The organism is Corynebacterium sp. HMSC074E01 (assembly GCF_001808885.1).
Classification (GTDB): domain Bacteria; phylum Actinomycetota; class Actinomycetes; order Mycobacteriales; family Mycobacteriaceae; genus Corynebacterium.
This window is the reverse complement of the sequence record NZ_KV794805.1, coordinates 20,363-42,132: the sequence shown is the minus strand read 5'-3', so window position 1 is coordinate 42,132 and position 21,770 is coordinate 20,363. Positions and strand designations below refer to the sequence as shown.

The window sequence follows — 21,770 nt, the reverse complement described above, 5'->3', positions numbered from 1 at the left end:
AAAATGAAAAACGGTGGGCGAATCGATGCGGTTTTACTTGGCCACGCCGAGATCTACCAGTGATTTCTTTGCCACCTCAGGGTCATCACTCTTGATCATGTACTCAACGATGCCCTTATCGTCAGGGAGGATTTCCTGAACAGTGAACATGGCCTCCAATCGCTGGGCCTTGAATGTGGAACCGCGCGTTGATTCTGCGGAAATCTCAGCGGCCTTCAAGACGGGTTTGCCGTCACGAACGGCAGCGGTGGCGGCAGGGTCATCGGTGAAGACTACGTAACCAACCTCAGGTGCTTTCGTAGTATCCACGGAACAGTTGATGCCTTTCGCTTCTGGGGCAGGGGAGTTATCCGCGCCGTAGTAGCTGAACATCACTTCATAATCTGTGCACACTTCCACGAAGTCAGCAATCGGCTCGGGTGCTTGGTCGGCGGGGGTGAGGCCGCTTTGAGCGTCGCCAGCAGAATCGCCACCGGTCGCGCCGTCGGTGTCACCGTTGGAAGCCCCGGAATCGGCAGGTGCTTCAGCGGCGGGCTGCGCAGGAGCGGCCGAATCCTCAGACTTGTCACCAAAGAGAGCGTCTTTAGCTGCGACGTAACCAATCGCTACCACCACGATGACCGCGATTACTAGCGGAAGGAGCAACAGCTGCTTCTTTACACTGAGGCCTTGCTTCGGGCCATCGGTGTGGACACCTGTCGTGCCCGCGGTGGGGTTCGACGTGGAGGCAGTGCCCGATGCATTCTTCGAAGCCGCGCCTGGGTCTAGTAGTGAGCCATGCTTGATGAAATGGCGGTAGCCATTATCCGCAACTGTCTGGCCTTCTTTGATGTGTGACGTGTCTTCCGCCCCGTTAAGGTGATCGGGCGAACCCGGGTATGCAAGTCGGCTCATTATTCAGTCCACCACCGTGAATCAATGTCGGAATACAGGGAGCGCATCGACTCAACACGCGCTTCTACGCTGTCGCGATTGAGACGGTGCTTGTTTTCTTTCCACCGTTTAAAAAGTTCCTCCGAAGACACCGTGCGCGAGGCCTCCGTTCGTGCCTCCCGGCCTGCGGTCAGGGCCCACTGGGCGGCAAACTGCACGCGACGCGCGGCCTTTTCCGTGAACCCGCTCCACACTTTGTATGTGTTGTAGAGCTGAGCCACGACGGCCCAGCCATCCTGGTAGGGCAGAACTGTGACGTTGCCTAGGTTGTCAAGTTCAAGGAACTCAAAATGAGTTGGATCCTTCTTATCGGCGGTCACGAGGATCCTGCGGTTGGTGACAAACGCGGCACCATCCACCCCGCTTGCTTTCGTGGCGGCGGCTTCCAGCACAATTTCGTCGACACCAAGGCCTTCTACAACGGCTGCGGCGGCAGCGTGCACAATCTCGGAATCACCAGCACGTTTAAGTGCAGCACCGAGATCTGGCCGGTCTGTCAATGCAATTTGGGGTCCTGTCATGCACACGAGACTAACAACCCATCAAAAACTGTGACTGGGTGTGCTGAATTATGGCGTAGATCACCCCCCAGCATAGGGGTGATGGATGGGGCACCACGGAACCGCGCCAGAAACCTCGGTACGTTGAGTGGGTATGAGCTCAACGTTCACGCCAGCAAAGTTTGATGATACTTGGATCTACCGCCTTACAAAGTTCCCGTGGCCGGAGCCGGCGCCGAGCAAAGATGAGGTGCGCCGCCACTCTTGGGGAATGGTGTACAAGAGCAATAAGGCGTTTGCGACCCCGCTAGGGGTTGAGGCCATCAACGCAAGGGCGGCCAAGTACTACAAAACATCTCTCGAGCAAAACTGGGGGGTCACTGGTGCACAGGAAGCGTATCAGGTTATTGATGCTCTGCTCGAAGGTGGCCAGCACGTGGAAAATGACCTGGTTTTACCCCTCGCATACGCCGTGAAGGACGTCCCCGAGCGCGAGCTAGATGCGGAAGTGGAGGAAAAGGTCGAGTTCATCAAAGACTTCTTTATTGCCCAAGGCGCGGATCCGCGTCGTGGTGAACATAAGTTCCGCTACCTCGTAAGGATGTTGCGCTCGGAGGGCTTTGCCAAAGCAGCGGCCCCGGCACTGCCCACCACTACGCGCGCATGGGACATAATCCGTGTTCACAACGTTGGTGGCCCGGCAACGGAGCTGGGGTGGATCTCTCCAGAAGAGTTCCTTCAGATTTCGGACAAGGCCGTGGCGACCCTGCAGCGCTACTTCGTGTCGTGGGCTGACGTAGCCGCAAGTTTCTGGTGGGGCCGAATGATCTGGGCGAGTGATGGTGAGCCCGACGTCACCGCTGCGATGAAGGATCAATCGCAACGGCTCACCGAGCTGCTCGCACACAGTGATTCGCCTTGGGTGCGCGTGCCCTTGCACGACATCCAGGCCGAGGAGCCATTCGCATCCCTGGGCGGTTTGCACTAGAGCCTCTGCACTAAGCCCTTAGGAAGCTTGGCAGTTAGAGGGTGCAGGGACATCCTTGAAGCGGTCAATCAGATAATCCACGCCGCGTGGAACCGAGCTGATGATGCCAACGGCGTGGTTAGCCCCAGAGCGGGGGAGAATATCGACGGGGTTCGCGGCCTCAAACTGGACGGTGCCGCCGAGTGAGCAGTAGTTGCCCGCCATCGTGCGGGACTGCTCGTAGGGGATGAGGTCATCGGTGGGGGAGTTCATGACCAACATCGGGGCGTTGAGGGCACGCTGGCCCAGTCGTTGCTCCGCGAGCATCTGGGCGGCGGCTGGCTTGCGTCGGACGAGCTCGCCGAAGGACTCACCCGTCTTGGTCAGCTGGCTGGTATGGGTAAAGCCCCACGTCGCGATCGAATCGCCGATGCAGGCGTGGGCGGCACTGGCGAGGAAGTGCATGCCGCGCGGGTTCATCTCGGTGACGATCTCGTTATAAAAATCAGGGCTGCGCTCCGCATAGCCGTTGATGGCATAGCCCAAAACGTGAACGATGGAGGAGCCATCGACCGCGTTCATAACCTCGAAGAGATCAGCCGGTGGGGCGCCGGCGTAGGTGCCTTTGACGTTGAGCTCAGGAGCATAGGTTGCCGCGTACTCGGCTGCGGCCGCGGCGGCGCCGCCACCCTGGGAATAGCCGGCGAAGCCAACGGGGGCATCGGCCGGCGCGTTGACGTGGCGGAGGGTGGCGCGGGCGGCGTCGAGAACCGCGTGCGCTTCCTCAACGTGGTTGACGTAGGTGTGGTGACCTGGCGTGCCGAGACCAGCCAGGTCCGTCGTGACCACGCGCACGCCCTGTTGCGCGGCGTATTGATAGAGCGCGTACTCGTAGTTCATATTGATGGTGACCTGGTTGGCCGGACCCAGAGCGAGGTTGCCCACCGATTGTGCGGCATTAGACGGTGCACACTGATCACCCGCGCCGCGGGTACCGGGTGCGAAGACGATGGTGGGGCGCTCACCTGGGCCGTTCCACGCAGCGGAAGGCTCGTAAATGACACCCGTGACGGTGGTGAGGCGGCCGTCCATGAGGGTGGATTCGTAGGAAATCTTCTCGGCTTTGACTCCGGAGATGGCAGCCACGTGATCGATCGGATGCGAGGAGACCGGCGTGCCGGGCGCCGCCGATGCCACTGCGGGTGCCAGTGCGGTAGCCGCGAGTGCGAGGGCGGCTAGGAGGGCGCGGGGAGAGATCAGTTTCATGTCGTTAGACTAATCCTTCTTTCGCTGGGGTGCAGCGACTTCGCTGCGCTAAGCTAGCGCGCATGGGAATCTATTTTCGTAAGCGCAAGAAGACCGGAAAGAACAGCTGGATCAACGTTTCCGGCTCCGGTGCGTCGATGTCGACGAAGGTCGGCCCCGTAACCTTTAACTCCCGCGGCGGCATGTGGGTCAACCTGCCCGGCGGTCTGAACTTCCGGGGACGCTGGCGCTAATGACTTCTCACCCCAACAGCGACTATGTCCGCATGGGGTACGAGGCCGACGTCGTCCTGCGCCTAGGCATGATGCTCATGGGTGCGGGAACGTCCGGCTACCGCGTGCTGCGCGGCATGAAGCGTGCCGCCCGCGCGCTCGGCTTTGATCGGCTCGACGCCAACGTCGGCGTCACCCAGATAACATGCACGTTTCACCGCGGCCGCGAGTTTCGCACCGTGGTGGCCCAGCAGCATTCACCCGCCGTCGACGCCTCCCGCATTGAGGCGTTGGAGGACCTTACCCATCACAGGCTGTACGCGGGCATTACGGCTGAAGAGCTCACGGAGATGCTTGATTCCATCGAGTCGAGGGTGGTCAAGCGGTGGAATCGTTGGTTCTTGGCGGCCGCGGCGGCGATTGCGTGCGCCTCTTTCGCGGTCCTGAACTTCTTTACGCCGCTGGCGATTCTGCTGGTGGCTCTCGCCGCTTTTTGTGGCCAGCTCACCCGCGCGGTCCTACACGGCAAGCACGTTCACCAGCTGGGCTGCATCGTGGCGGCTGGAACGGTGGCTAGCCTCGTGTACTTCTTCACCACCGAGGCCGTGGCCGCCGCCGGAGTGGCGGATCCATCGGAGTTTTCTTCGGGCTATGTGGCCGCCGTACTTTTCCTCATTCCCGGTTTCCCGTTGTTCTCCGCGCTCATTGATCTCGCGCGCTTCGACTTCGAGGCCGGGTTATCCCGCCTGACTTACGCGCTGACGGTGATCACCGCTGCGACCTTTACCGTGGCGTTGGTCAGCTGGACCACGGAGCTGACCCCGGAACCGGGAATCCCGGACTATGCACCTGTGTGGTACCTCGCCGCCGCAGCAGCCAGCTTCCTGGGCATTTCCGGATTCGCGTTCCTCTTTAACTCCTCGCGCCGGATGGTGCTCGTGGCGGCCGCGGTGGGTACGGTGGCTAACCTCGTACGCCTAATCCTCATCGGGGTCGGGGCCACGACTTACGTCGGCGCGTTCGCCGGCGGTCTCATCGTGGGGCTTTTGGGCGCGGTGGCCTCCAAACGCGCACACCTACCGCGCATCACCACGACGGTGCCCGCGTCCGTCATCATGATCCCGGGCACCGCCATGTTCCGTACCGTCTATCACCTCAACGTGGGCAACATGGACCAGGCGTTGAGCAACTTCGCTACCGCCTCGATGGCCGTGGCGGCCATTGGCTGCGGGCTCATCCTCGCCCGCCTGTTGACTGACCGCGACTGGACCTTCGGCCACCTCATCGACTTCTCACACGTGCCTAGTGCGGCAGGTGGAACAAACCCTCGTCGTTGACATCCATCAACCCATCCTCGAGTAGTGAGGCTTGTGCGCGCGAGCGCTGTGCCGCATCTGGCCATACCGCGTCGAGCGCGGATTGCTCGACGGGATGAGGGGTGGCGCGGAGGACGTCGAGAAGCAGCCCGCGCACCTGCCGGTCCGTGCCGGTGAACTTCTGCACGCGCTTTTTCGCCCGCGCGGCCTCCTCCTCACTAGGCTCCGGGCAGCCCGCGAGCTGCCAAGCGCACGAGGCTTTGATGGGGCAGGCGGCACAGTCCGGGTTCTTGGCCGTGCACACCAAGGCGCCGAGTTCCATGAGTGCGGCGGAAAAGCGCGGGCCGTTCTCTTCCGGAAGCAAAGCTTCTACCTGCGCCAGCTCGCGTTTTGCGGGAGGTGGCGCGAGGAAGCGCCCCTCCTCTGCGCGGGCATAGACGCGGCGAACGTTGGTATCCACCACCGGAACGTTGTGGCCAAAATGGAAACAGGCCACAGCACGGGCGGTGTACTCACCGATCCCCGGTAACGCCATGAGCTTGGCGACGTCCCCCGGAACCTCCCCCTCACCAATCTCCTTCGCGCACTCCCACAAGCGCAACGCGCGGCGCGGGTAGCCCAGCTTTCCCCAGGCGCGCAGCACATCTGCTTTGGATGCCGCCGCGAGGTCTTGTGGGGTAGGCCAGCGGTGCATCCACTCCTCCCACTGTGGGGCCACGCGAGCGACCGGGGTTTGTTGGCTCATAACCTCGCTTAAGAGCACACCCCACGCTGAGGTGCCCGGCCGGCGCCACGGCAAGGGGCGCTCATGGGCATCGAACCATTCCACGACAGCTTGGGTATCCATAGGCACCTCAGTGTAGGGCTCTGAGGACTAAGCTAAGAAACATGCCTCTAGCTAAAGTTCCTCAGAATCCACAGAAAGTGTGGGAAGCCCTCCAGGAAGGTAACCATCGCCTGGTTACGGGCAACCTCATCGACGTTAACCAGGATGCGAAGCTGCGCGCCGGGCTGACCCAGGGGCAAGACCCGCGCGTCATTGTGTTGGCCTGTTCCGATTCCCGCGCGCCGATCGAGCACGTGTTCAACATTGGTTTCGGCGATGCCTTCGTTATCCGCACCGCGGGCCACATTTTGGACAGCGCGGTGATGGCCTCGCTGGATTACGCCTTAGAAAATCTCCACGCCAACCTGCTCGTTGTCATGGGGCATCAGTCCTGCGGTGCAGTGGGCGCGGCTAAGGCCTTCCTGGATGGTGGCGAATTGCCCACGGGCCTGCAGCGCCCGATCATCGAGCAAGTTGCCGCGGCCTCGCTGGTGGCCAAGCGCGATGGCCGCGAAGAGTGCGCTGACTTCGAGCGCGAAAACACCGCGCAGGTGGTTTCCCAGATCATCTCCGATATTCCGGCTGCACGCCGGCTTCTCGACGCCGGCACGCTCGGCATCGTCGGCCTGCGCTACCTCCTTGAGGATTCTAGCGTGGAAACCGTCGTCCTACACGGCGTGAAGTAACCGTTGTACTCACCCGGTTACTCGGGTGAGTGCATAGAAGCTGCTGCTCAAGACACGCGGCCCCGGGCTGGCCCGGGTTAGGCTTCGGTCCCCTTAAACTAAGAGCTGTGACTGAGCCATCCCGTACCCCGAAGCAGCTGCCGCGAGAGATCTATGTGCGCCGTCGCGTCGCCGCGCTCGTGGCGATCTTGGTACTCGTGATCGTTCTTATTTGGGCTGCCACCGCGCTTTTTAGCGGTTCGGAGGAACCGGGAACGGAATCGCAGCAGGCAGCGGCTTCGGATACCTTGGCACCTTCGAAGGAAACCACCTCGCCGGTCGAGACAACCGAGTCCACCGCGGCCGAGGGATCCGCTGAAGCCTCGGAATCTGCTGAGCCGAAGGAAGGCGAGCAGGACAAGGAAGCGCCATCGTCTGAGGCGAAGCCGGGGGAGTTGACCGTCGATCCCACCAAGAAGACGTGTTCCCTCCAAGACCTCAAGGTGCTGGCCAAGACTAACGAGGACAGCGTTCCGGCCGATAAGATGCCGACCTTCTACTTGGAGGTCTTTAACCCGACGACGGCAGATTGCTCCATCGATCTGGATGAGGAACAGCTGCGCTTCGAGGTTTACAAGATGGGCTCTAACGAGCGCGTGTGGGCCGATACCGATTGCTATGCCTCGGTGGAAACCGGCAAGCAGACCTTCAAATCCGGTGAGACCCGCTACTTCCAAGCGGATTGGTCCCGTAAGCGCTCCGAGCCAGGCAAGTGCACCGACCGCGAGGACGCTGAGCCAGGTGCTTATTTCTTGCACTCCGTCATCGGTGAGAACTACTCCCCGGCGCTCCCCTTCAATCTGCTTTAAGCGCAGCGATTGCTTCGCTTAGCGTCGCTGCCTGGCGCACCTGCATGCCCCCGCTGACCTCCACCTTTCCGGGCGGGACGATGGCGTAGCGGTAACCCAAGCGGGTAGCTTCCGCCAAACGGCGGTCTAAGTTGGGCACGCGGCGCACCTCGCCGGCGAGGCCAACCTCCCCAATGACCACGGTCTTCGGCGGCAAAGGCCGCTCGTGCAAGGAGGACCACGTGGCAAGGGCCACGGCAAGGTCCGTTGCCGGTTCCTGAATCTTCATGCCGCCCACCGTGGCCACATAGGCATCCTTGTCATTGGTGCGTTCGCCCGCGCGGGCCTGCAACACCGCGAGCACCATGGGAACGCGGTTGGCATCAAGCCCCGTCACCACGCGTCGCGGGTTCTTCGCCACTGGATCTACGGTGAGAGCCTGGACCTCAGCCAGAATCGGGCGCACACCATCCATGGCGACGGTCACCGCCGAGCCATCCGGGGTGCTGCCGCGGTGGGAGAGGAAGAGGCCAGAAGGATCCGTGACCTCCCGAATACCGGCCGCAGTTTGCTCGAAGCAACCCATCTCATCGGTGGCACCGAAGCGGTTCTTCAGGCCCCGGAGAAGGCGCAGGGAGGATTGACGGTCACCTTCAAAATTCAGGACGACGTCCACGAGGTGCTCAAGCACGCGCGGGCCGGCGACGTTGCCGTCTTTAGTCACGTGCCCGACGAGGAGGATGGGGATGCCGGTGGTTTTGGCCAGCGTGGTCAGGGCAGCGGTCACCGCGCGCGACTGCGCCACGCCGCCGGCCACGCCTTCGACTCCGGCGGCGTGCATGGTTTGAACGGAGTCCACGATGAGCAGGCTGGGTTCGAGCTGCTCTACGTGCCCAAAGACAACGTCGAGGTTCGACTCAGCCGCGAGGTAGAGCGTCTCGTGCAAAGCCCCTGTGCGCTCAGCGCGGGCGCGGACCTGCCCGGCGGATTCTTCTGCGGTGGCATAAAGCGCAGTGCGCCCTAGCTGCGCCCAGCGGGAAGCGACTTCAAGCAGGAGCGTGGATTTGCCGACTCCCGGCTCACCCGCCATAAGCACCACCGAACCGGGGACGATGCCGCGGCCCAAGACTCGGTCAAGCTCCCCAATGCCGGTATTGATGGCCTTCGTTGCTGACGCGCCCACTTTGGTTATCGGCACCGCCGGGCTCGTCGGTGTTAGGCCTGTGGGACGGCGCCCAGACACCGCAGCTTGGGCAGCAGTACCGCTCTCTGCCGCCGCGGTTTCCTGAAGCGTTCCCCAAGAGCCACACTCGGGGCAGCGGCCAAGCCACTTGGGGGAGACGAAGCCACACTCGGAGCAGGTGTGGACGGGACGAACCTTTTTTGCCATGCTTCTCACTCTAGTAAGCCGCGTGGACATCGACGTCAGCCTGCAGGACGGTGCAGGCCATGTACCGCGGGACGGCTCTTCTTCTCTCTCTTAACGCTATGTAAAAACGTAAAAGAAACCGCCCCACCTGCCAAAGTTTTCCCGGAACTTTGAATCACGGGCTGCAACTTTGGCAGCTGGGGCGGTTTCTATGAAGAAAAGGCCTACTTGTTCTCGGCGTAGCCCTCGGTGGACTGCGGGTCGCGGTCATAGTTGCCGGACTGCAGCGGGGAGGCAGACACGGTGGCATCAACCTCAATGGTGCCGGTGTTGAAGGTGAAGGTCACCGGGCGGGAGCCGCCAAAGCCATAGTCCTCATTCTCCAGGGAGGTGGTCACGTAGGTGATCTTTTCGTCCTTGCCATCCTTGGGGAGGCGGTCCAGGTTCGCCTGGGAATCGGCGTAGAGGGCATGATCACGCGGAAGCGGCTCGACGCCTTCCAGAGGGACGTCCTGGCCATCGACGCTGACGGACTCGAGGGTAACGTCATCAACCTTGTAGCCCTGGTTAACGGCGACGAACTTCAGGGAGGTCTCACCGGTGTCCGGCTCAACCTGAATGGTGACGTCACGTACGGCCACCTTGCCATCTTCGGAGCTTGCGGATGCGCCGTCGACAGCAATCACCTTTTCCGCGGTCTGCGCAACATGACCGGCCGAGCAGGACGCCAAGGCCAGCGCGGAGAGGGCGGTAACTGACATGATGGCACCGCAGCGAGCGGCGGACTTCAGGGACTGCACTGTGAGTGTCCTCCATTGAATTGCGATCACAAAGCTTATCAACGCTTTAGCCTAGTACCTCTGGGGGGAAAGCACACAGTTTCCGCTAAACCCCTTGGGTAGACCGGGGGTAGCCGGGCTTTATATCAGCCGCCATTGTGGTGTAGTGCAGTCAGTGCGCAGCACCTGGGCGGGGGAGGAGGGGTAGAAAGCAGCGTGCTAGAATAGACTCCCTGTATATGCGGCCCACCGAGAGTACGCCGAGCGCACACGATGGGCATCGTCTCAAAGGCTTCACAAGGAGTGGCAATGGAATTTAAGGTCGGAGAGGTCGTCGTCTACCCCCACCACGGCGCCGCCAAGATTACGGCGATTGAAACGCGGGAGATGGGCGGCGAGGAGCTCGAATACCTCGTTCTCCAAATCAACCAGTCCGACCTGGTGGTCCGTGTGCCTTCCAAGAACGTTGAGATGGTGGGCGTGCGCGATGTCGTGGGCAAGGAAGGCCTCGAAAAGGTCTTCTCCGTCCTGCGCGAAGTAGACGTTGAGGAGGCCGGCAACTGGTCCCGCCGCTACAAGGCCAACCAGGAGCGCCTCGCCTCCGGCGATATCAACAAGGTGGCGGAAGTCGTGCGTGACCTGTGGCGCCGCGACCAGGACCGCGGCCTGTCCGCCGGCGAGAAGCGCATGCTGGCCAAGGCCCGCCAGATTCTGGTCGGTGAGCTCTCCCTTGCCAAGCCGGTTGATGAGAAGAAGGCTGACACCATGATGGAGGAAATCAACGCCACCATCGAGCGCCACCGCGCCGCCGGCCTGGTGGAGGACAAGTCCATTACCACCGACATTGACAATGACGTCGATCTCGATGACCTCTCCTTCGACGACGAAGACTAATACCCGTTCCACCGCCCGCGTCATTGCTCTCGTCGCGGCCGCCGGTCAGGGGACGCGCCTCGGGGCCGAGGTTCCCAAGGCCTACGTGGAGCTGCGCGGGCGCACCTTGCTGGAGCGTTCCGTCCGGGCCATGATCACCTCGGAATTCGTCGATGAGATCATTGTTCTCGTTAGCCCCTCCATGGAGGGTTATGCCGCCAGTATCCTCAACCGCATCGATTCTGATGTTCCCGTGCGCATCGTCCACGGCGGGGGTGAGCGCGCCGATTCCGTCTGGGCGGGTCTGCAGGCCATCCCGGATGAGGATGCCGTGGTGCTCATCCACGACGCCGCCCGTGCATTGACGCCGCCGGGGATGATCGCGCGCGTCGCCAAGCGCGTGCTCGACGGTGCCACCGCAGTCATCCCGGTCCTTCCCGTGGCGGACACCATCAAAGAGGTGGAGGGCCAGACGGTCCTGTCCACCCCGGACCGTTCCCGCTTGCGTGCCGTGCAGACGCCGCAAGGTTTTGACCTGGCTGCGCTGCGCCGCGCCAACCTAGACTATTGGGCGCAGGACCCTGACTTCGTCGCCACCGATGACGCCAGCCTCATGGAATGGCACGGCGAGCGCGTGGAGACCGTGCAGGGAGATACCTTCGCCTTCAAGATCACCACCCCCATCGACCTCGTCCTGGCCAAGGCCGTGACGGATGAGGCCGAACCGACCATCTTCGAGGTGCCTAGTGACTAACCCGATTATCCCGCGTGTGGGAATCGCCACCGACGCCCACCAGATCGAGCCCGGAAAGCCCTGCTGGATCGCAGGTCTCCTCTTCGAGGACGCGGATGGCTGCGAGGGCCACTCCGATGGTGACGTGGTGAGCCACGCGCTTGTCGACGCCCTGCTCTCCGCCTCCAACCTCGGCGACCTCGGCTCCTTCGTCGGCGTGGGCCGGCCAGAGTACGACGGGGTCTCCGGTGCCCAGCTGCTGCGCGAGTGCCGCGAGTTGCTGGAGAAGGAAGGCTTCATTATCGGCAACGCCGCCGCACAGTTGGTTGGACAGAGCCCCAAGATGGGCCCGCGGCGGAAAGAAGCCGAGTCCGTGCTGACCGAAATTCTCGGTGCCCCAGTGTCCGTCTCTGCGACGACGACGGATCATCTCGGTTTCACCGGCCGTAAGGAGGGCCGCGCTGCCGTGGCAACCGCCGTGGTCTGGCGCGCCTAAGCCGTCTCGCGCTAGCCGCCGCGCCCGAGTCAATTAGACTAGGCCGGGTGAGTACTTTGCGCATTTTTGATACCGCCACCCGCAGCCAACGTGAGTTCGAGCCGGTTCGCCCCGGCCAAGCGTCGATCTACCTGTGCGGTGCCACCCCGCAGTCCCAGCCGCACATTGGCCACCTGCGCTCCGGCGTCGCCTTCGACATTCTGCGGCGCTGGCTTATCGCGCAGGGCTATGACGTGGCCTTGGTGCGCAACGTCACCGATATCGATGACAAGATCCTCACCAAGGCAGCCGAGAATAATCGCCCTTGGTGGGAGTGGGTATCCACCTATGGGCGCGAGTTCACCAAGGCTTATAACACCCTGGGCGTTTTGCCGCCCTCTGTAGAGCCGCGCGCGACGGGCTTTGTGACGCAGATGGTGGAGTACATGCAGCGGCTTATCGACGCCGGCTTCGCGTATGCCGTGCCTGGCGAAGGTGATTCCGGTTCCGTCTACTTCGACGTCGCGGCGTGGAATGCCACGGAAGGCTCGGACTATGGTGCGTTGTCTGGCAACCGCGTCGAGGACATGGAGCAGGGCGAGTCGGATGCCGTGGGCAAGCGCAGCCCGCAGGACTTTGCGCTGTGGAAGGCGGCTAAGCCGGGCGAGCCATCTTGGCCTACCCCGTGGGGCAAGGGCCGCCCGGGCTGGCACCTGGAGTGCTCGGCCATGTCGACCTATTACCTGGGCGGCGAGTTTGATATTCACTGCGGCGGCCTGGACCTGCAGTTCCCGCACCACGAGAACGAGATTGCGCAGTCGCATGCGGCGGGTGACAAGTTTGCCAACTACTGGATGCACAACCACTGGGTCACCATGGCCGGAGAGAAGATGTCGAAATCCCTGGGCAACGTGCTTTCCATTGCCAACATGCTGGAGATCGTCCGCCCGGTGGAGCTGCGCTACTACTTGGGTTCCGCGCACTACCGCTCGGTATTGGAATACTCGGAGGCAGCACTGACCGAGGCCGCGGCGGGCTATCGCCGCATCGAGGACTTTGTGGGCAAGTTCGAGGGTGTCGAGAAGGGCGAGTGGACCCCGGCCTTCGAGGAAGCAATGAACGATGACATTGCTGTGCCGAAGGCGCTGGCGGAAATCCACACCACCGTGCGCGCGGGCAATAAGGCGCTCAGTGAAGGCAACCGGGAGGAAGCCGAGCGTCTTGCCGGTGCCGTGCGCGCCATGGCCGCGGTTCTTGGCTTTGATCCCTTGGATGAACAGTGGAAAGATAGTGCCGAAGAAAGCGGCGCTGAAGCGGCCCTGGACGTTCTCGTTCGGGCCGAACTGGAGCGTCGCACCACCGCCCGCGCAGAAAAGGATTGGGCTACTGCGGACGCCGTGCGCGACCGCCTTGCAGCCGCGGGTATTACCATCATCGACACCGCCGACGGCCCCACCTGGTCCCTGGCGGATTAACCGTCCTTGGCATAGGCCGAGGACAACATAAGGAGAAGAACTATGGCACGTACCCATGGCCGCGGCGGCGCAGGTATCCGCAAGACGAATAAGAAGGGCGCCACGAAAGGTTCTGGCGGCCAGCGCCGCAAGGGCCTAGCCGGCAAGGGGCCCACGCCCAAGGCCGAGGACCGTATCTACCACGCCAAGCACAAGGCGAAGCTGGAGCGCGAGCGCCGTAATTCGGGCCGCCACCACAAGGAGACCGCGGAGATGGTCGTCGGCCGCAATCCGGTCATCGAGTGCCTGCACGCCAAGGTGCCTGCTACCTCCCTCTACATCGTGCAGGGCACGCGTAATGATGCCCGCCTGTCGGAGGCAGTGGCCATGTGCAATACCCGCAACATCCCGATCCTTGAGGTCCAGCGCCACGAGATGGATCGCATGACCGGTAACGGCATGCACCAGGGCATTGGTCTGCAGATCCCGCCGTACAAGTATGCCGACGTTCATGACCTGATGGATCGGGCCCGCGATGCCCAGGAACCGGGTATGTTCGTCATCCTCGATAACATCACCGACCCGCGCAATCTCGGCGCAGTCATCCGCTCCGTCGCGGCCTTCGGCGGCCATGGTGTCATCATCCCAGAGCGTCGCTCCGCCTCCGTCACCGCGGTGGCCTGGCGTACCTCCGCCGGCACCGCCGCGCGCTTGCCGGTGGCTCGCGTGACCAACGTGACCCGCACGGTCCAGGACTTCCAGAAGGCCGGCTACCAGGTTGTTGGCCTGGATGCGGGAGGCGAGCACACCCTCGATACTTACAACGGTGGCACCGACCCCGTTGTCATCGTCATCGGCTCTGAGGGCAAAGGCATTTCGCGCCTCGTCCGCGAGAACTGCGATGCCATCATGTCCATCCCCATGACCGACTGGGTTGAATCCCTCAACGCCTCCGTGGCGGCAGGTGCGGTGCTTTCCGAGTTCGCCCGCCAGCGTCGCGCGGCCCAGAAGTAGGCTCACGCTTTCGTCGCCATGTTCCTCACGAGTGTGCGTCCCGCCCCGGAGCTTATTGGGGAGGGACTGCCCGGCGTGCCGGAACACATGCGCCGCCTGGGCGTGCTCATCGCAGCGCTGCCCGGCGGCGCCTTGCGTTTGCCTACGCCCGTGACCGTCGTCGTGGGGGATAACGGCGCCGGAAAATCCACGCTGCTCGAGGCCATCGCCGTGGGGCTTGGCGTCAATCCCGAGGGCGGCTCGCGCCACGCCCGGTTTGCCACCGGCGACGAGGACTATCCCGAGTGGCTCATCTGCTCGCGGGCGCACAACCCGCGCGACGTGTACTTCTTGCGCGGCGAGACCTTCCTCAACTTGAGCGAGTATCACCACCAGATCCACAGCCCGGAGAATCCCGATCCGCTCAGTGACCTGCCGTTTCTCAGCCACGGCCAGGGTCTGCTCGCCCTCGTCGAGAGACGCTTCCATTCTGACGGAATGATCATTCTCGACGAGCCGGAAGACGGCTTGTCCTATCCCCGGCAGGTCGAGGTTGTCACGCAGCTCGAGCGCCTCGCCGCCCAGGGCGCGCAGGTCATCCTCGCGACGCACTCGCCAGTCTTCCTCAGCATGCAAGGCGCGACCGTCTACGCGTTCGGCGACAAGGGGATTGCGCCCGTCGCTCCCGAAGCGACGGAAGCTGTCCACGCCGCGCGCGAGTTCCTTGCCGATCCATTGGGGACCGCCGCGTTTCTTATTGGGGAGGGCGAATGAGAGACTTCTATGTCGACGCCTATGCCGCGCTGGACGGCGGCCACGGACCTGAGTGGGTGTCCTCCGTTCCTGGTTTCGTGGCGCTGCGACGCCAAGGACTGGACCTGCGTGCGCCGGTGACCGTGCTGACCGGGGACAACGGGGTAGGAAAGTCGACGCTCGCCGAGGGCATTGCCTTCGAGTACGGCTTTCCTGAGCGCGGTGGGATATGGGGTGTGCAGCGCTCCGCCGGTCCCATCAATCCCCTCCGGAGGTGGGCGAGCCTGCGGCTAGGTACCGCGCCCAAGGACGGCTACTTCCTGCGAGCGGAGGCGCACTACAACGTTGGTTCGACCGCGATGTCGCATGGCGAGTCCGTCATGGACGTCGTGCAGCGTTCCTTTGATGGGCGCGGGCTCTACATCCTCGACGAGCCGGAATCTGGGCTTTCGCTCGTGCGGCAGATGACGCTCATGGCGGAAATCCATCGCGCCGCGGAGGCGGGTGCGCAGTTCATCGTGGTGACGCACTCGCCGATTGTGGCAGCCATCCCCGGTGCGCGGATTGTTGAAATTACAGAAGATGGGTTCTTCCTTGAGCTGCGCGACGTGACACAGACGCTGGCGTTTCAGTCGTTGCGTGAGTTTCTCTACGCCTCCGGATGCTAGATTCAGGGCCGAGAAAGCTGGATGGCGATCTTTACTTCTTGGTTGCTGGCCAGTACTTCACATCTTGAACATTCAGATTGCGTGCGTGTGCCGAATACAAGGTTCTGGAGGATTGGGGTTCCACGGCTTAGAGACGAGGACGACTCGGTCCTTTGCCTGCCGTTTTCACCTTGTACAGATTCAGCTGCGGGTAACTTGAAGAATCTTCGCCAGCAAACCGTGACATCGAGAGTACATACATGCACAGACGTGTGCAACATCACGCTGGGACGTAATAATTCTCTAGATAACAACGGGTTGCAAGTGTGATTAGTCAGTACGCGAGAAAAGAAAACCTACGCGATGGAACGCGACCTCTACGCGATCGTCAACGACATTGCCGACCACTACAACAAGGTTCACTGAATGATGAACTGAAGGATCTTTTATCCCTTGTAGGCCTTTCATTGCACCACAGTGTTTCCTGCGAGCATGCTTCGCTCGGTATGAAACAGCGTCTAGGAATCGCCAAAGCACTGGTCGGTAATCCACAATTATTGCTTCTCGACGCTCACCTACGAACGGCCTCGACCCGAGGTTGGGGCTGAGTGGAGTGAGACACGATGGGGCGCACGTGCAGTCTAGAGCCCGAAGAATTCCTCCACGAGCTCGGCAGCGATGAAGGAATCCGTGTTTTTACCCAGGCGTGGGTCCAGCTCGTTGCCCGACGGGATGACGTGGCCCATGCCCTCGACGCTCACGAGCTCGACCGGCGCGCCGGTGGCGTCTGCCGGCTCCCAGCGGTCGACAACGGTGTCGGGGAAAAGGTGGGTGCGCTCTGGGCCGGCGGCATGGTTGAGCTCCGCGAAGCGTGCGGCGTTCTCCTGCGCGCCGGTGACGGCACCGCGGGTGCGCTTCGGGTCAATGCCCGCCGTTCCGCCCGTATAGGGCGCGAGCCGGTCGCCCGTGCCGTGGACGAACATGACCGGGGTGGGTTGGTACGCCGAGTCCGGATTGGTGGGCGCATGGTTGGCGCCGGCGCCGAGAGTGGAGGCGAAGACGCAGGCGGCATCGGCAAGCCCGGGGGCGTCGAAGAGCAAGCGGATAACCATCTGCCCGCCGTTGGAGAAGCCGCAGAGGAACACGCGGCCAATCTCCTGCTCCGCGCGCAGCTCGTCGAGGATGGCGCGCGTGAAGGCGACGTCATCGATGCCCAGTTCGCGCGCGGCGACGGGCAGGGTGGCGCGGGCATCGTTAAAGTGCTGTTCCACGCCGGTGGGGTAGACCGCAAGCATGCCGTGGCGGGTGGCGAGGTCATCGAACGTGCCGTTAGTGAAGCGGCGGATGACGTTCGCGGATTGCAGGGAGCCGTGGAAGAACAGGAGGAGGTCTCTCTGGCGCTCGACGTCATCATTCGGGCGGTACACGAGGTACGTGCGGGTGCGGTCTTGTAATTCGAGGCTACGGCGTTCCAAAGTCACGCATCTAGCCTAATCCTGATGCGCGCAGTGCTCATCGTGCGTCGAGGTGTGGTGTGTCTCGGCGTCGGCGCGATCGGTGGCGGCGCGGAAGTGTTCCTGGGAGGCGCGGCGGGCGGCGACGTCGTCGCGGACGGCCTTGCGGCTGCGAGCCCAGCCGATGCCGCGGCAGACCAGGTAAATAACAAAAGAGATGCTCGTGACGAAGACCGAGACGGGCAGGCCCGGCGCCAGGGAGAGGATCAGGCCGCCCACGGCGGAGACCTCCGCGAAGATGGTGGACCACACCACCGCGCGCAGCGGGGAGGAGGTAATCTGTACCGCCGCTGCGCCCGGGGTAATGAGCAGCGCCATGACGAGAAGGGAACCGACGATCTGCACCGACTGCGCGGCCGTCAGGCCCACGAGGATGGCGAAGCAGACCGCCAAGGACTTCACCGGCACGCCGGCGGCTTGGGCCATGACGGGATCCGCAGAAGCGAAGAGCAGCGGGCGCCAGAACAACGCCACCACGGCAACGATGATGGCGGTCGTGGCGGCGAGCAGCCACACCGACGCGGAAGAAACGCCGACGATCTGTCCCGTCAGGAGCGTCATCGCGGTCTTGGCGTTGCCGGGGTAGAGGTGCAAAAAGAGCACCGAGAGGCCCAGGCCAAAGCTCATGACCACGCCGATGGCACTGTCTTGTTGGCCTTTCAACCCCAGAACCGCCAGGATGATGGCCGCGACGATGGCGCCAGCAATCGCACCAAAGCCGATGTTGAGGCCGAACAGCAAAGCCGCGGCCGCGCCCATGAGCGCGAGCTCTGAGGTGGCGTGCACGGAAAAGGACATCTGGCGCAGGACGATGAGTGAGGTCATCACTCCGGAGAGGATTCCCAGCAGCGCGCAGGCGATGAGCGAGGATTGCACGAAATCAACGCCCAGCAGGTACTGGGTATCTTCGATGAATCTAGACAACGATGAGCCTCCCATCGACGTTGAGAACGGTCACGGAGGAGCCATAGAGTTCCGAGAGCACCTCGGAGCGCATGACCTCATCGACCGTGCCGAACATGTGACCATTGGGCGCAAGGTAGAGCACCTTATCCACCACGCCCAGCACCGGGTTGATGCCGTGGGTAACGAAGAACACGGAGGTGCCGCGCTCGTGGCGCCACGCATTGAGCTTCTCGACGGTTGCCTGTTGCCGCGCCGGGTCCAAGGACAATAGCGGCTCGTCCGCGAGGATGAGTTCTGGGTCATTGGCCAGGGCTTGGGCTTGGCGGATGAGCTGTTGCTGCCCGCCGGAGAGCTGGCCCACGCGGCGGTTGGCAATTCCGGTGGCACCGACCTCAGCGAGGAGCTCGTCGACGCGTCCCCGGGCAGGGCGCCGGTTGCGCACCGTGCCGTGTGCTAGGGACAGCGACACGAGATCCCGGGCGCGCAGCGGCAGGTCCTGCGGGAACATTCTTTGCTGCGGGATAAAGCCCACGCGGCAGCCAACGTCCACGCTGCCCGCAGTGAGCTGGCGGGTGCCCAAAATGGTTCCCAGCAGCGTGGACTTGCCCACGCCATTGGGGCCTAAAACGGCGATGAACTCGCCGCGGTCTACGGCGAGGTTCATGTCCGACCACAGTGGTTCTACTGCGGCATTTTTAAAAGAGATGAGCACTTACACAGCCTCGAGTGCATTGACGACTTCTTCGTAGTAGTCGAGGAAGTTGGTCTCCTCCGGCGGGGTTTCACCAATCTCTACCACCGGGATGTTCTTGTCCTCGGCGGCGGCGCGGATTCGCTTGGTCATGTCGGTTTCGGTCTGCGGGTTGAAGATGAGCAGGTCGATCTTGTCCTGCTTGATGTCCTCAAGGAAGCGGGCCAAATCGGCGGCGGTGGGCTCGCCTTCAGCAACGGTGGCCTTGCGGTAGCCCTCCGGGGTGGCGTCGGTGCTCTCGGTGTATTTGAAGATGTAGTCCGCGATGGGCTCGGTCTGCGCGTAGTTGCGCTGCGGGAGCTTCTCGATGCGTGCCTTCAGGCCCTCCACGCGCTCGACTAGCGGATCAGCAGTGGCCTTGGCTTCCGGGTTGGTTTCGTTAACGAGCTCGGCCACTTCGGTCGCCACCTTCTCGATGGCTGCGGCGTCGTACCACACGTGCTCGTTGCCATCGATGTTGGTGATCTGCTCGGGGTGCTCGGCGGCGATCTTCTTGGCCTCGTCCATGGTCACGGTCTCGCCTTCGTGAGCGTGGTCATGGTCATGCGCATGCTCGTCATGGTCGTGCGCATGCTCGTGTCCTTCTTCATGACCATGTTCGTCATGGTCATGCGCATGGTCGTGTTCTTCTCCATGATCATGATCGCCATGATCGTGTGCGGTGAGCGGGAGGGCGTGAATGATCTGGTCCTGGTTCTTGACGGCCTGGTAGAGCCAGGCATCGTAGCCGCCGCCCCCGGCGATGATGACGTCGGCCTCGTTGGCGCGGGCGATATCTGCAGCGGTGGGCTCGAAGTGGTGCGGGTCCACGCTATTGCCACTCACGATGGGGTGGACGTCGATGTTCACGTCGGTCTGCGCGGTGTTGACCACCGCCTGGGCCACGTCAGCCCAGATGGAGGTCGAGGCGACGACCTGAATTGTCTCCTTGTCGGAACCGGCATCCGAGCCGCCGTCGGCGCTATCGCCACTGGAAGAGCAGGCGCTCAGCGTGGCAGCGCCCAAGGTGGCGGCGAAGAGGAGAGCGGTGGGACGTCGGAAAGCACGGCGTGAGAAGGAAGTGGTCATGTCCCTATTTGTACGCGTTAGTGAAAATTGTTGTCAAATGATAATGAGTTGAAAACGGGTAGTGTTACCGTCATGTCCAAACGCAGCACGACGCTGGCCTCCCTGGCCGCCGAACTTGGGGTGTCTCCCACCACGGTGTCCAACGCGTATAACCGCCCGGACCAGCTGGCGCCTGCCACCCGCGAGCGCATCCTCGCCGCCGCGGCTGAGCGCGGCTACACCGGCCCGGATCCCACCGCGCGCAGCCTGCGCACGCGCCGCCAGGGCTCGCTGGGGGTCCTGCTCACCGAGCACCTCTCCTATGCCTTCGAAGACATGGCCTCGGTGGACTTCCTCGCCGGGATGGCGGAGGCCTCAGCGGGGGCGAGCACAACGCTTACCCTTATTCCCGCTGGTCCAGATACCGTCGGTGCTCCTAGTGACGCCCAGGCAGCGCAGCTCGTAGGGTCGGCTGCCGTCGACGGTTTCGTGGTCTATTCCGTGGCGGCGGGTGATGCTTACCTTGAAGCAGTGCGGCGCCGCGGCCTGCCGGTGGTGGTGTGCGACCAGCCCACAGACTCGGGCCTGCCCTTCGTGGGCATCGATGACCGCGCCGCGATCGCTCCGGCGGCGCAGGCGCTTGTCGACGCCTCCCATATCCGCATCGGAATCCTCACCATCCGCCTGCACCGTGAGCGTCTCGACGGCGAAGTGACGGCCGCGCAGCTCGCCGCGGCGGACATGCACGTCCAGCGCTCGCGTGTGTTGGGTGCGCTTGATGTCTTCGAGCAAGCCGGCCTCGATCCTGCACATATCCCCGTGGTGGCGCGTCACATCAACGATCCGCGTACGGCCTATGCGGCCGCGGAGGAACTGCTGACTAAGCACCCGGATCTCACAGCGGTGTTGTGCACGACGGACTCGATGGCGCTCGGCGTGATGGCTTATGCGCGCGAACATGGAATTGCTGTTCCCGAGCAGCTGTCCGTCACCGGATTCGACGGGATCGCGCCCGCCCTGGCGCTGGGGCTAAGCACCGTCGTGCAACCGAATAAAGAGAAAGGGGCAGCAGCCGGGCGCATGCTGGCGGGACTTATCGAGGGGCGCGGCGAGGTGCCGCGCGTGTTGTTGGAGACCACCTTCCACCCTGGGCGCACAGTGGCCCCGGCCGGAGCTTAAGCGCTGTGCTGCGCGCGTGCGGCGGCGAGTTCTTCCAGAAAATCGGATACGGCCCAGATATCGGGCACACGCAAAGCGGCTTGCGTATCTCCCTCGCCGACCTTGACGCCGAGGTCTGGCGGCTGGTTGAGCACGGCGAAGCCGTCTTCATCGGTGGTGTCATCCCCTAAGAAGACCACCGCCGTGGCGCCGACGCGCTGGCGGAGGGCCTCAATCCACGTGCCTTTCGTGGCTTGCGTTGCGGAGAACTCGACGACGCACTTGCCCGCAGTCTTGGGGAAACCATCGGCGCTTAGGGCCTCTCCCTCCGCATAGGCTGCGGCCGCGGCGTCCGGGTCCTGTAATTCCAATGCGCGCAGGTGCAGCACGCGCTGGAAGGGCTTGATTTCCAATTCCGCGCCGGGGTGGCGGGCGATGACTTCCTTGAGCTCTGCTTCCTTCTTAGCCAGGTGGGCTTCCATCTCCGGGGTTAGCGCGGAGTCTTCCCACGAGGACTCAGCTCCGTGTGAGCCGCCAAAAAGCACCGGTTCGCGCAGCGGGCACACCTGTTTTAGGCCCTCTAGGTGCCGGCCAGAGAGCACCGCGGCGGTAGTGTTCGGGAGTTGAGCTAGGGCGGCCAGGGCATCGAGCGAGCGCTGCTCTGGGCTTACTTCATATGCGTTACGGGCAAAGCCTGCCAAGGTGCCATCAAAGTCGGAAACGACCGCGAGGTGTTCAGCGGAGGCAAGGGCATCAATCATGGTCCCCACCCTAGCGCTGAAATC

The 21,770-nt window shown here is 62.9% G+C and carries 25 protein-coding genes; 14 read left to right on the top strand and 11 right to left on the bottom strand.

Annotation, left to right across the window (positions count from 1 at the left end; genetic code table 11):
- Positions 1-33: 33 nt before the first annotated feature.
- Positions 34-894 (bottom strand): hypothetical protein, encoded by an 861-nt coding sequence (locus HMPREF2537_RS00270; protein ID WP_070524601.1) that lies wholly within the window; start codon positions 892-894, stop codon positions 34-36.
- Positions 894-1,454: a hypothetical protein gene (locus HMPREF2537_RS00265; RefSeq protein WP_070524599.1), complete on the bottom strand. Its 561-nt coding sequence runs from the start codon at positions 1,452-1,454 to the stop codon at positions 894-896. The genes HMPREF2537_RS00270 and HMPREF2537_RS00265 overlap by 1 nt, the downstream gene beginning before the upstream one ends.
- 133 nt (positions 1,455-1,587) lie before the next feature.
- Here HMPREF2537_RS00265 and HMPREF2537_RS00260 point away from each other — a divergent pair, with 133 nt between their 5' ends.
- Positions 1,588-2,421, top strand: coding sequence for a DUF1266 domain-containing protein (locus tag HMPREF2537_RS00260; protein ID WP_070524597.1), 834 nt, complete (start codon positions 1,588-1,590; stop codon positions 2,419-2,421).
- Between the two features lie 18 nt (positions 2,422-2,439).
- Here HMPREF2537_RS00260 and HMPREF2537_RS00255 read toward each other — a convergent pair whose 3' ends face one another.
- The gene (locus HMPREF2537_RS00255; RefSeq protein WP_070524595.1) at positions 2,440-3,666 is read right to left on the bottom strand and encodes a lipase family protein; all 1,227 of its coding nucleotides are present in this window, start codon (positions 3,664-3,666) and stop codon (positions 2,440-2,442) included.
- A 62-nt stretch (positions 3,667-3,728) separates the two neighbouring features.
- On the opposite strand from HMPREF2537_RS00255, the gene HMPREF2537_RS12310 reads away from it, so the two are divergent.
- Both HMPREF2537_RS12310 and HMPREF2537_RS00250 read left to right on the top strand, forming a co-directional pair.
- Positions 3,729-3,899: a DUF4236 domain-containing protein gene (locus tag HMPREF2537_RS12310; protein ID WP_010188861.1), complete on the top strand. Its 171-nt coding sequence runs from the start codon at positions 3,729-3,731 to the stop codon at positions 3,897-3,899.
- The gene (locus HMPREF2537_RS00250) at positions 3,899-5,215 is read left to right on the top strand and encodes a threonine/serine exporter family protein (protein ID WP_070524593.1); all 1,317 of its coding nucleotides are present in this window, start codon (positions 3,899-3,901) and stop codon (positions 5,213-5,215) included. The genes HMPREF2537_RS12310 and HMPREF2537_RS00250 overlap by 1 nt, the downstream gene beginning before the upstream one ends.
- Here HMPREF2537_RS00250 and HMPREF2537_RS00245 read toward each other — a convergent pair.
- A complete protein-coding gene (locus HMPREF2537_RS00245) occupies positions 5,181-6,041 on the bottom strand; it encodes an HhH-GPD family protein (RefSeq protein ID WP_070524589.1) in 861 nt (286 codons plus the stop codon). The genes HMPREF2537_RS00250 and HMPREF2537_RS00245 overlap by 35 nt on opposite strands.
- Before the next feature lie 41 nt (positions 6,042-6,082).
- Between HMPREF2537_RS00245 and HMPREF2537_RS00240 the strand changes: the two genes are divergently transcribed.
- Together HMPREF2537_RS00240 and HMPREF2537_RS00235 are read left to right on the top strand one after the other, a co-directional pair.
- Complete coding sequence (locus HMPREF2537_RS00240; protein ID WP_070524587.1) at positions 6,083-6,706, top strand: carbonic anhydrase; 624 nt, start codon at positions 6,083-6,085, stop codon at positions 6,704-6,706.
- A 107-nt stretch (positions 6,707-6,813) separates the two neighbouring features.
- Positions 6,814-7,554 (top strand): hypothetical protein, encoded by a 741-nt coding sequence (locus HMPREF2537_RS00235; protein WP_070524585.1) that lies wholly within the window; start codon positions 6,814-6,816, stop codon positions 7,552-7,554.
- On the opposite strand, the gene radA is transcribed toward HMPREF2537_RS00235, so the two are convergent.
- Together radA and HMPREF2537_RS00225 are read right to left on the bottom strand one after the other, a co-directional pair.
- Positions 7,541-8,923: a DNA repair protein RadA gene (gene radA, locus HMPREF2537_RS00230; protein WP_070524583.1), complete on the bottom strand. Its 1,383-nt coding sequence runs from the start codon at positions 8,921-8,923 to the stop codon at positions 7,541-7,543. The two genes, HMPREF2537_RS00235 and radA, sit on opposite strands and share 14 nt — an antisense overlap.
- Positions 8,924-9,126: 203 nt before the next feature.
- Positions 9,127-9,702, bottom strand: a complete 576-nt coding sequence (locus HMPREF2537_RS00225) for a hypothetical protein (protein ID WP_070524581.1) — start codon at positions 9,700-9,702, stop codon at positions 9,127-9,129.
- Between the two features lie 288 nt (positions 9,703-9,990).
- Between HMPREF2537_RS00225 and HMPREF2537_RS00220 the strand changes: the two genes are divergently transcribed.
- The 8 genes from HMPREF2537_RS00220 (at position 9,991) to HMPREF2537_RS12305 (ending at position 16,217) form a co-directional block, all read left to right on the top strand.
- Positions 9,991-10,575, top strand: coding sequence for a CarD family transcriptional regulator (locus HMPREF2537_RS00220; protein WP_010188874.1), 585 nt, complete (start codon positions 9,991-9,993; stop codon positions 10,573-10,575).
- Entirely contained in the window at positions 10,547-11,308 is a 762-nt protein-coding gene (ispD, locus tag HMPREF2537_RS00215; RefSeq protein WP_070524579.1) for a 2-C-methyl-D-erythritol 4-phosphate cytidylyltransferase, read from the top strand. The genes HMPREF2537_RS00220 and ispD overlap by 29 nt, the downstream gene beginning before the upstream one ends.
- The gene (ispF, locus tag HMPREF2537_RS00210) at positions 11,301-11,783 is read left to right on the top strand and encodes a 2-C-methyl-D-erythritol 2,4-cyclodiphosphate synthase (RefSeq protein WP_070524577.1); all 483 of its coding nucleotides are present in this window, start codon (positions 11,301-11,303) and stop codon (positions 11,781-11,783) included. Before ispD ends, ispF begins: the two co-directional genes overlap by 8 nt.
- Before the next feature lie 47 nt (positions 11,784-11,830).
- Positions 11,831-13,237: a cysteine--tRNA ligase gene (gene cysS / locus HMPREF2537_RS00205; protein ID WP_070524575.1), complete on the top strand. Its 1,407-nt coding sequence runs from the start codon at positions 11,831-11,833 to the stop codon at positions 13,235-13,237.
- A 42-nt stretch (positions 13,238-13,279) separates the two neighbouring features.
- The gene (rlmB, locus tag HMPREF2537_RS00200; protein ID WP_070524573.1) at positions 13,280-14,230 is read left to right on the top strand and encodes a 23S rRNA (guanosine(2251)-2'-O)-methyltransferase RlmB; all 951 of its coding nucleotides are present in this window, start codon (positions 13,280-13,282) and stop codon (positions 14,228-14,230) included.
- A 75-nt stretch (positions 14,231-14,305) separates the two neighbouring features.
- Positions 14,306-14,983, top strand: coding sequence for an AAA family ATPase (locus tag HMPREF2537_RS00195; protein ID WP_246818734.1), 678 nt, complete (start codon positions 14,306-14,308; stop codon positions 14,981-14,983).
- Positions 14,980-15,630 carry an AAA family ATPase gene (locus HMPREF2537_RS00190; RefSeq protein ID WP_010188886.1) on the top strand — a complete coding sequence of 217 codons (651 nt, stop codon included), beginning with the start codon at positions 14,980-14,982 and terminating at the stop codon, positions 15,628-15,630. The genes HMPREF2537_RS00195 and HMPREF2537_RS00190 overlap by 4 nt, the downstream gene beginning before the upstream one ends.
- Positions 15,631-15,935: 305 nt before the next feature.
- Positions 15,936-16,217, top strand: a complete 282-nt coding sequence (locus HMPREF2537_RS12305; protein ID WP_080550367.1) for an ATP-binding cassette domain-containing protein — start codon at positions 15,936-15,938, stop codon at positions 16,215-16,217.
- A 33-nt stretch (positions 16,218-16,250) separates the two neighbouring features.
- On the opposite strand, the gene HMPREF2537_RS00185 is transcribed toward HMPREF2537_RS12305, so the two are convergent.
- From HMPREF2537_RS00185 to HMPREF2537_RS00170, 4 genes are read right to left on the bottom strand one after another with little or no spacing between them, the layout of a single operon-like run.
- The gene (locus HMPREF2537_RS00185; protein WP_070524571.1) at positions 16,251-17,090 is read right to left on the bottom strand and encodes a CE1 family esterase; all 840 of its coding nucleotides are present in this window, start codon (positions 17,088-17,090) and stop codon (positions 16,251-16,253) included.
- Between the two features lie 9 nt (positions 17,091-17,099).
- On the bottom strand, positions 17,100-18,062 hold the full coding sequence (locus HMPREF2537_RS00180) for a metal ABC transporter permease (RefSeq protein WP_210383594.1): 963 nt from the start codon (positions 18,060-18,062) through the stop codon (positions 17,100-17,102).
- On the bottom strand, positions 18,040-18,741 hold the full coding sequence (locus HMPREF2537_RS00175) for a metal ABC transporter ATP-binding protein (RefSeq protein WP_070524566.1): 702 nt from the start codon (positions 18,739-18,741) through the stop codon (positions 18,040-18,042). Before HMPREF2537_RS00175 ends, HMPREF2537_RS00180 begins: the two co-directional genes overlap by 23 nt.
- Positions 18,742-19,848, bottom strand: coding sequence for a metal ABC transporter solute-binding protein, Zn/Mn family (locus HMPREF2537_RS00170; protein WP_070524564.1), 1,107 nt, complete (start codon positions 19,846-19,848; stop codon positions 18,742-18,744).
- Between the two features lie 72 nt (positions 19,849-19,920).
- Between HMPREF2537_RS00170 and HMPREF2537_RS00165 the strand changes: the two genes are divergently transcribed.
- Positions 19,921-21,006 (top strand): LacI family DNA-binding transcriptional regulator, encoded by a 1,086-nt coding sequence (locus HMPREF2537_RS00165; RefSeq protein WP_070524562.1) that lies wholly within the window; start codon positions 19,921-19,923, stop codon positions 21,004-21,006.
- Here the strand turns inward: HMPREF2537_RS00165 and otsB are convergent.
- A complete protein-coding gene (gene otsB / locus HMPREF2537_RS00160) occupies positions 21,003-21,746 on the bottom strand; it encodes a trehalose-phosphatase (RefSeq protein WP_070524560.1) in 744 nt (247 codons plus the stop codon). The two genes, HMPREF2537_RS00165 and otsB, sit on opposite strands and share 4 nt — an antisense overlap.
- Positions 21,747-21,770: the final 24 nt, after the last annotated feature.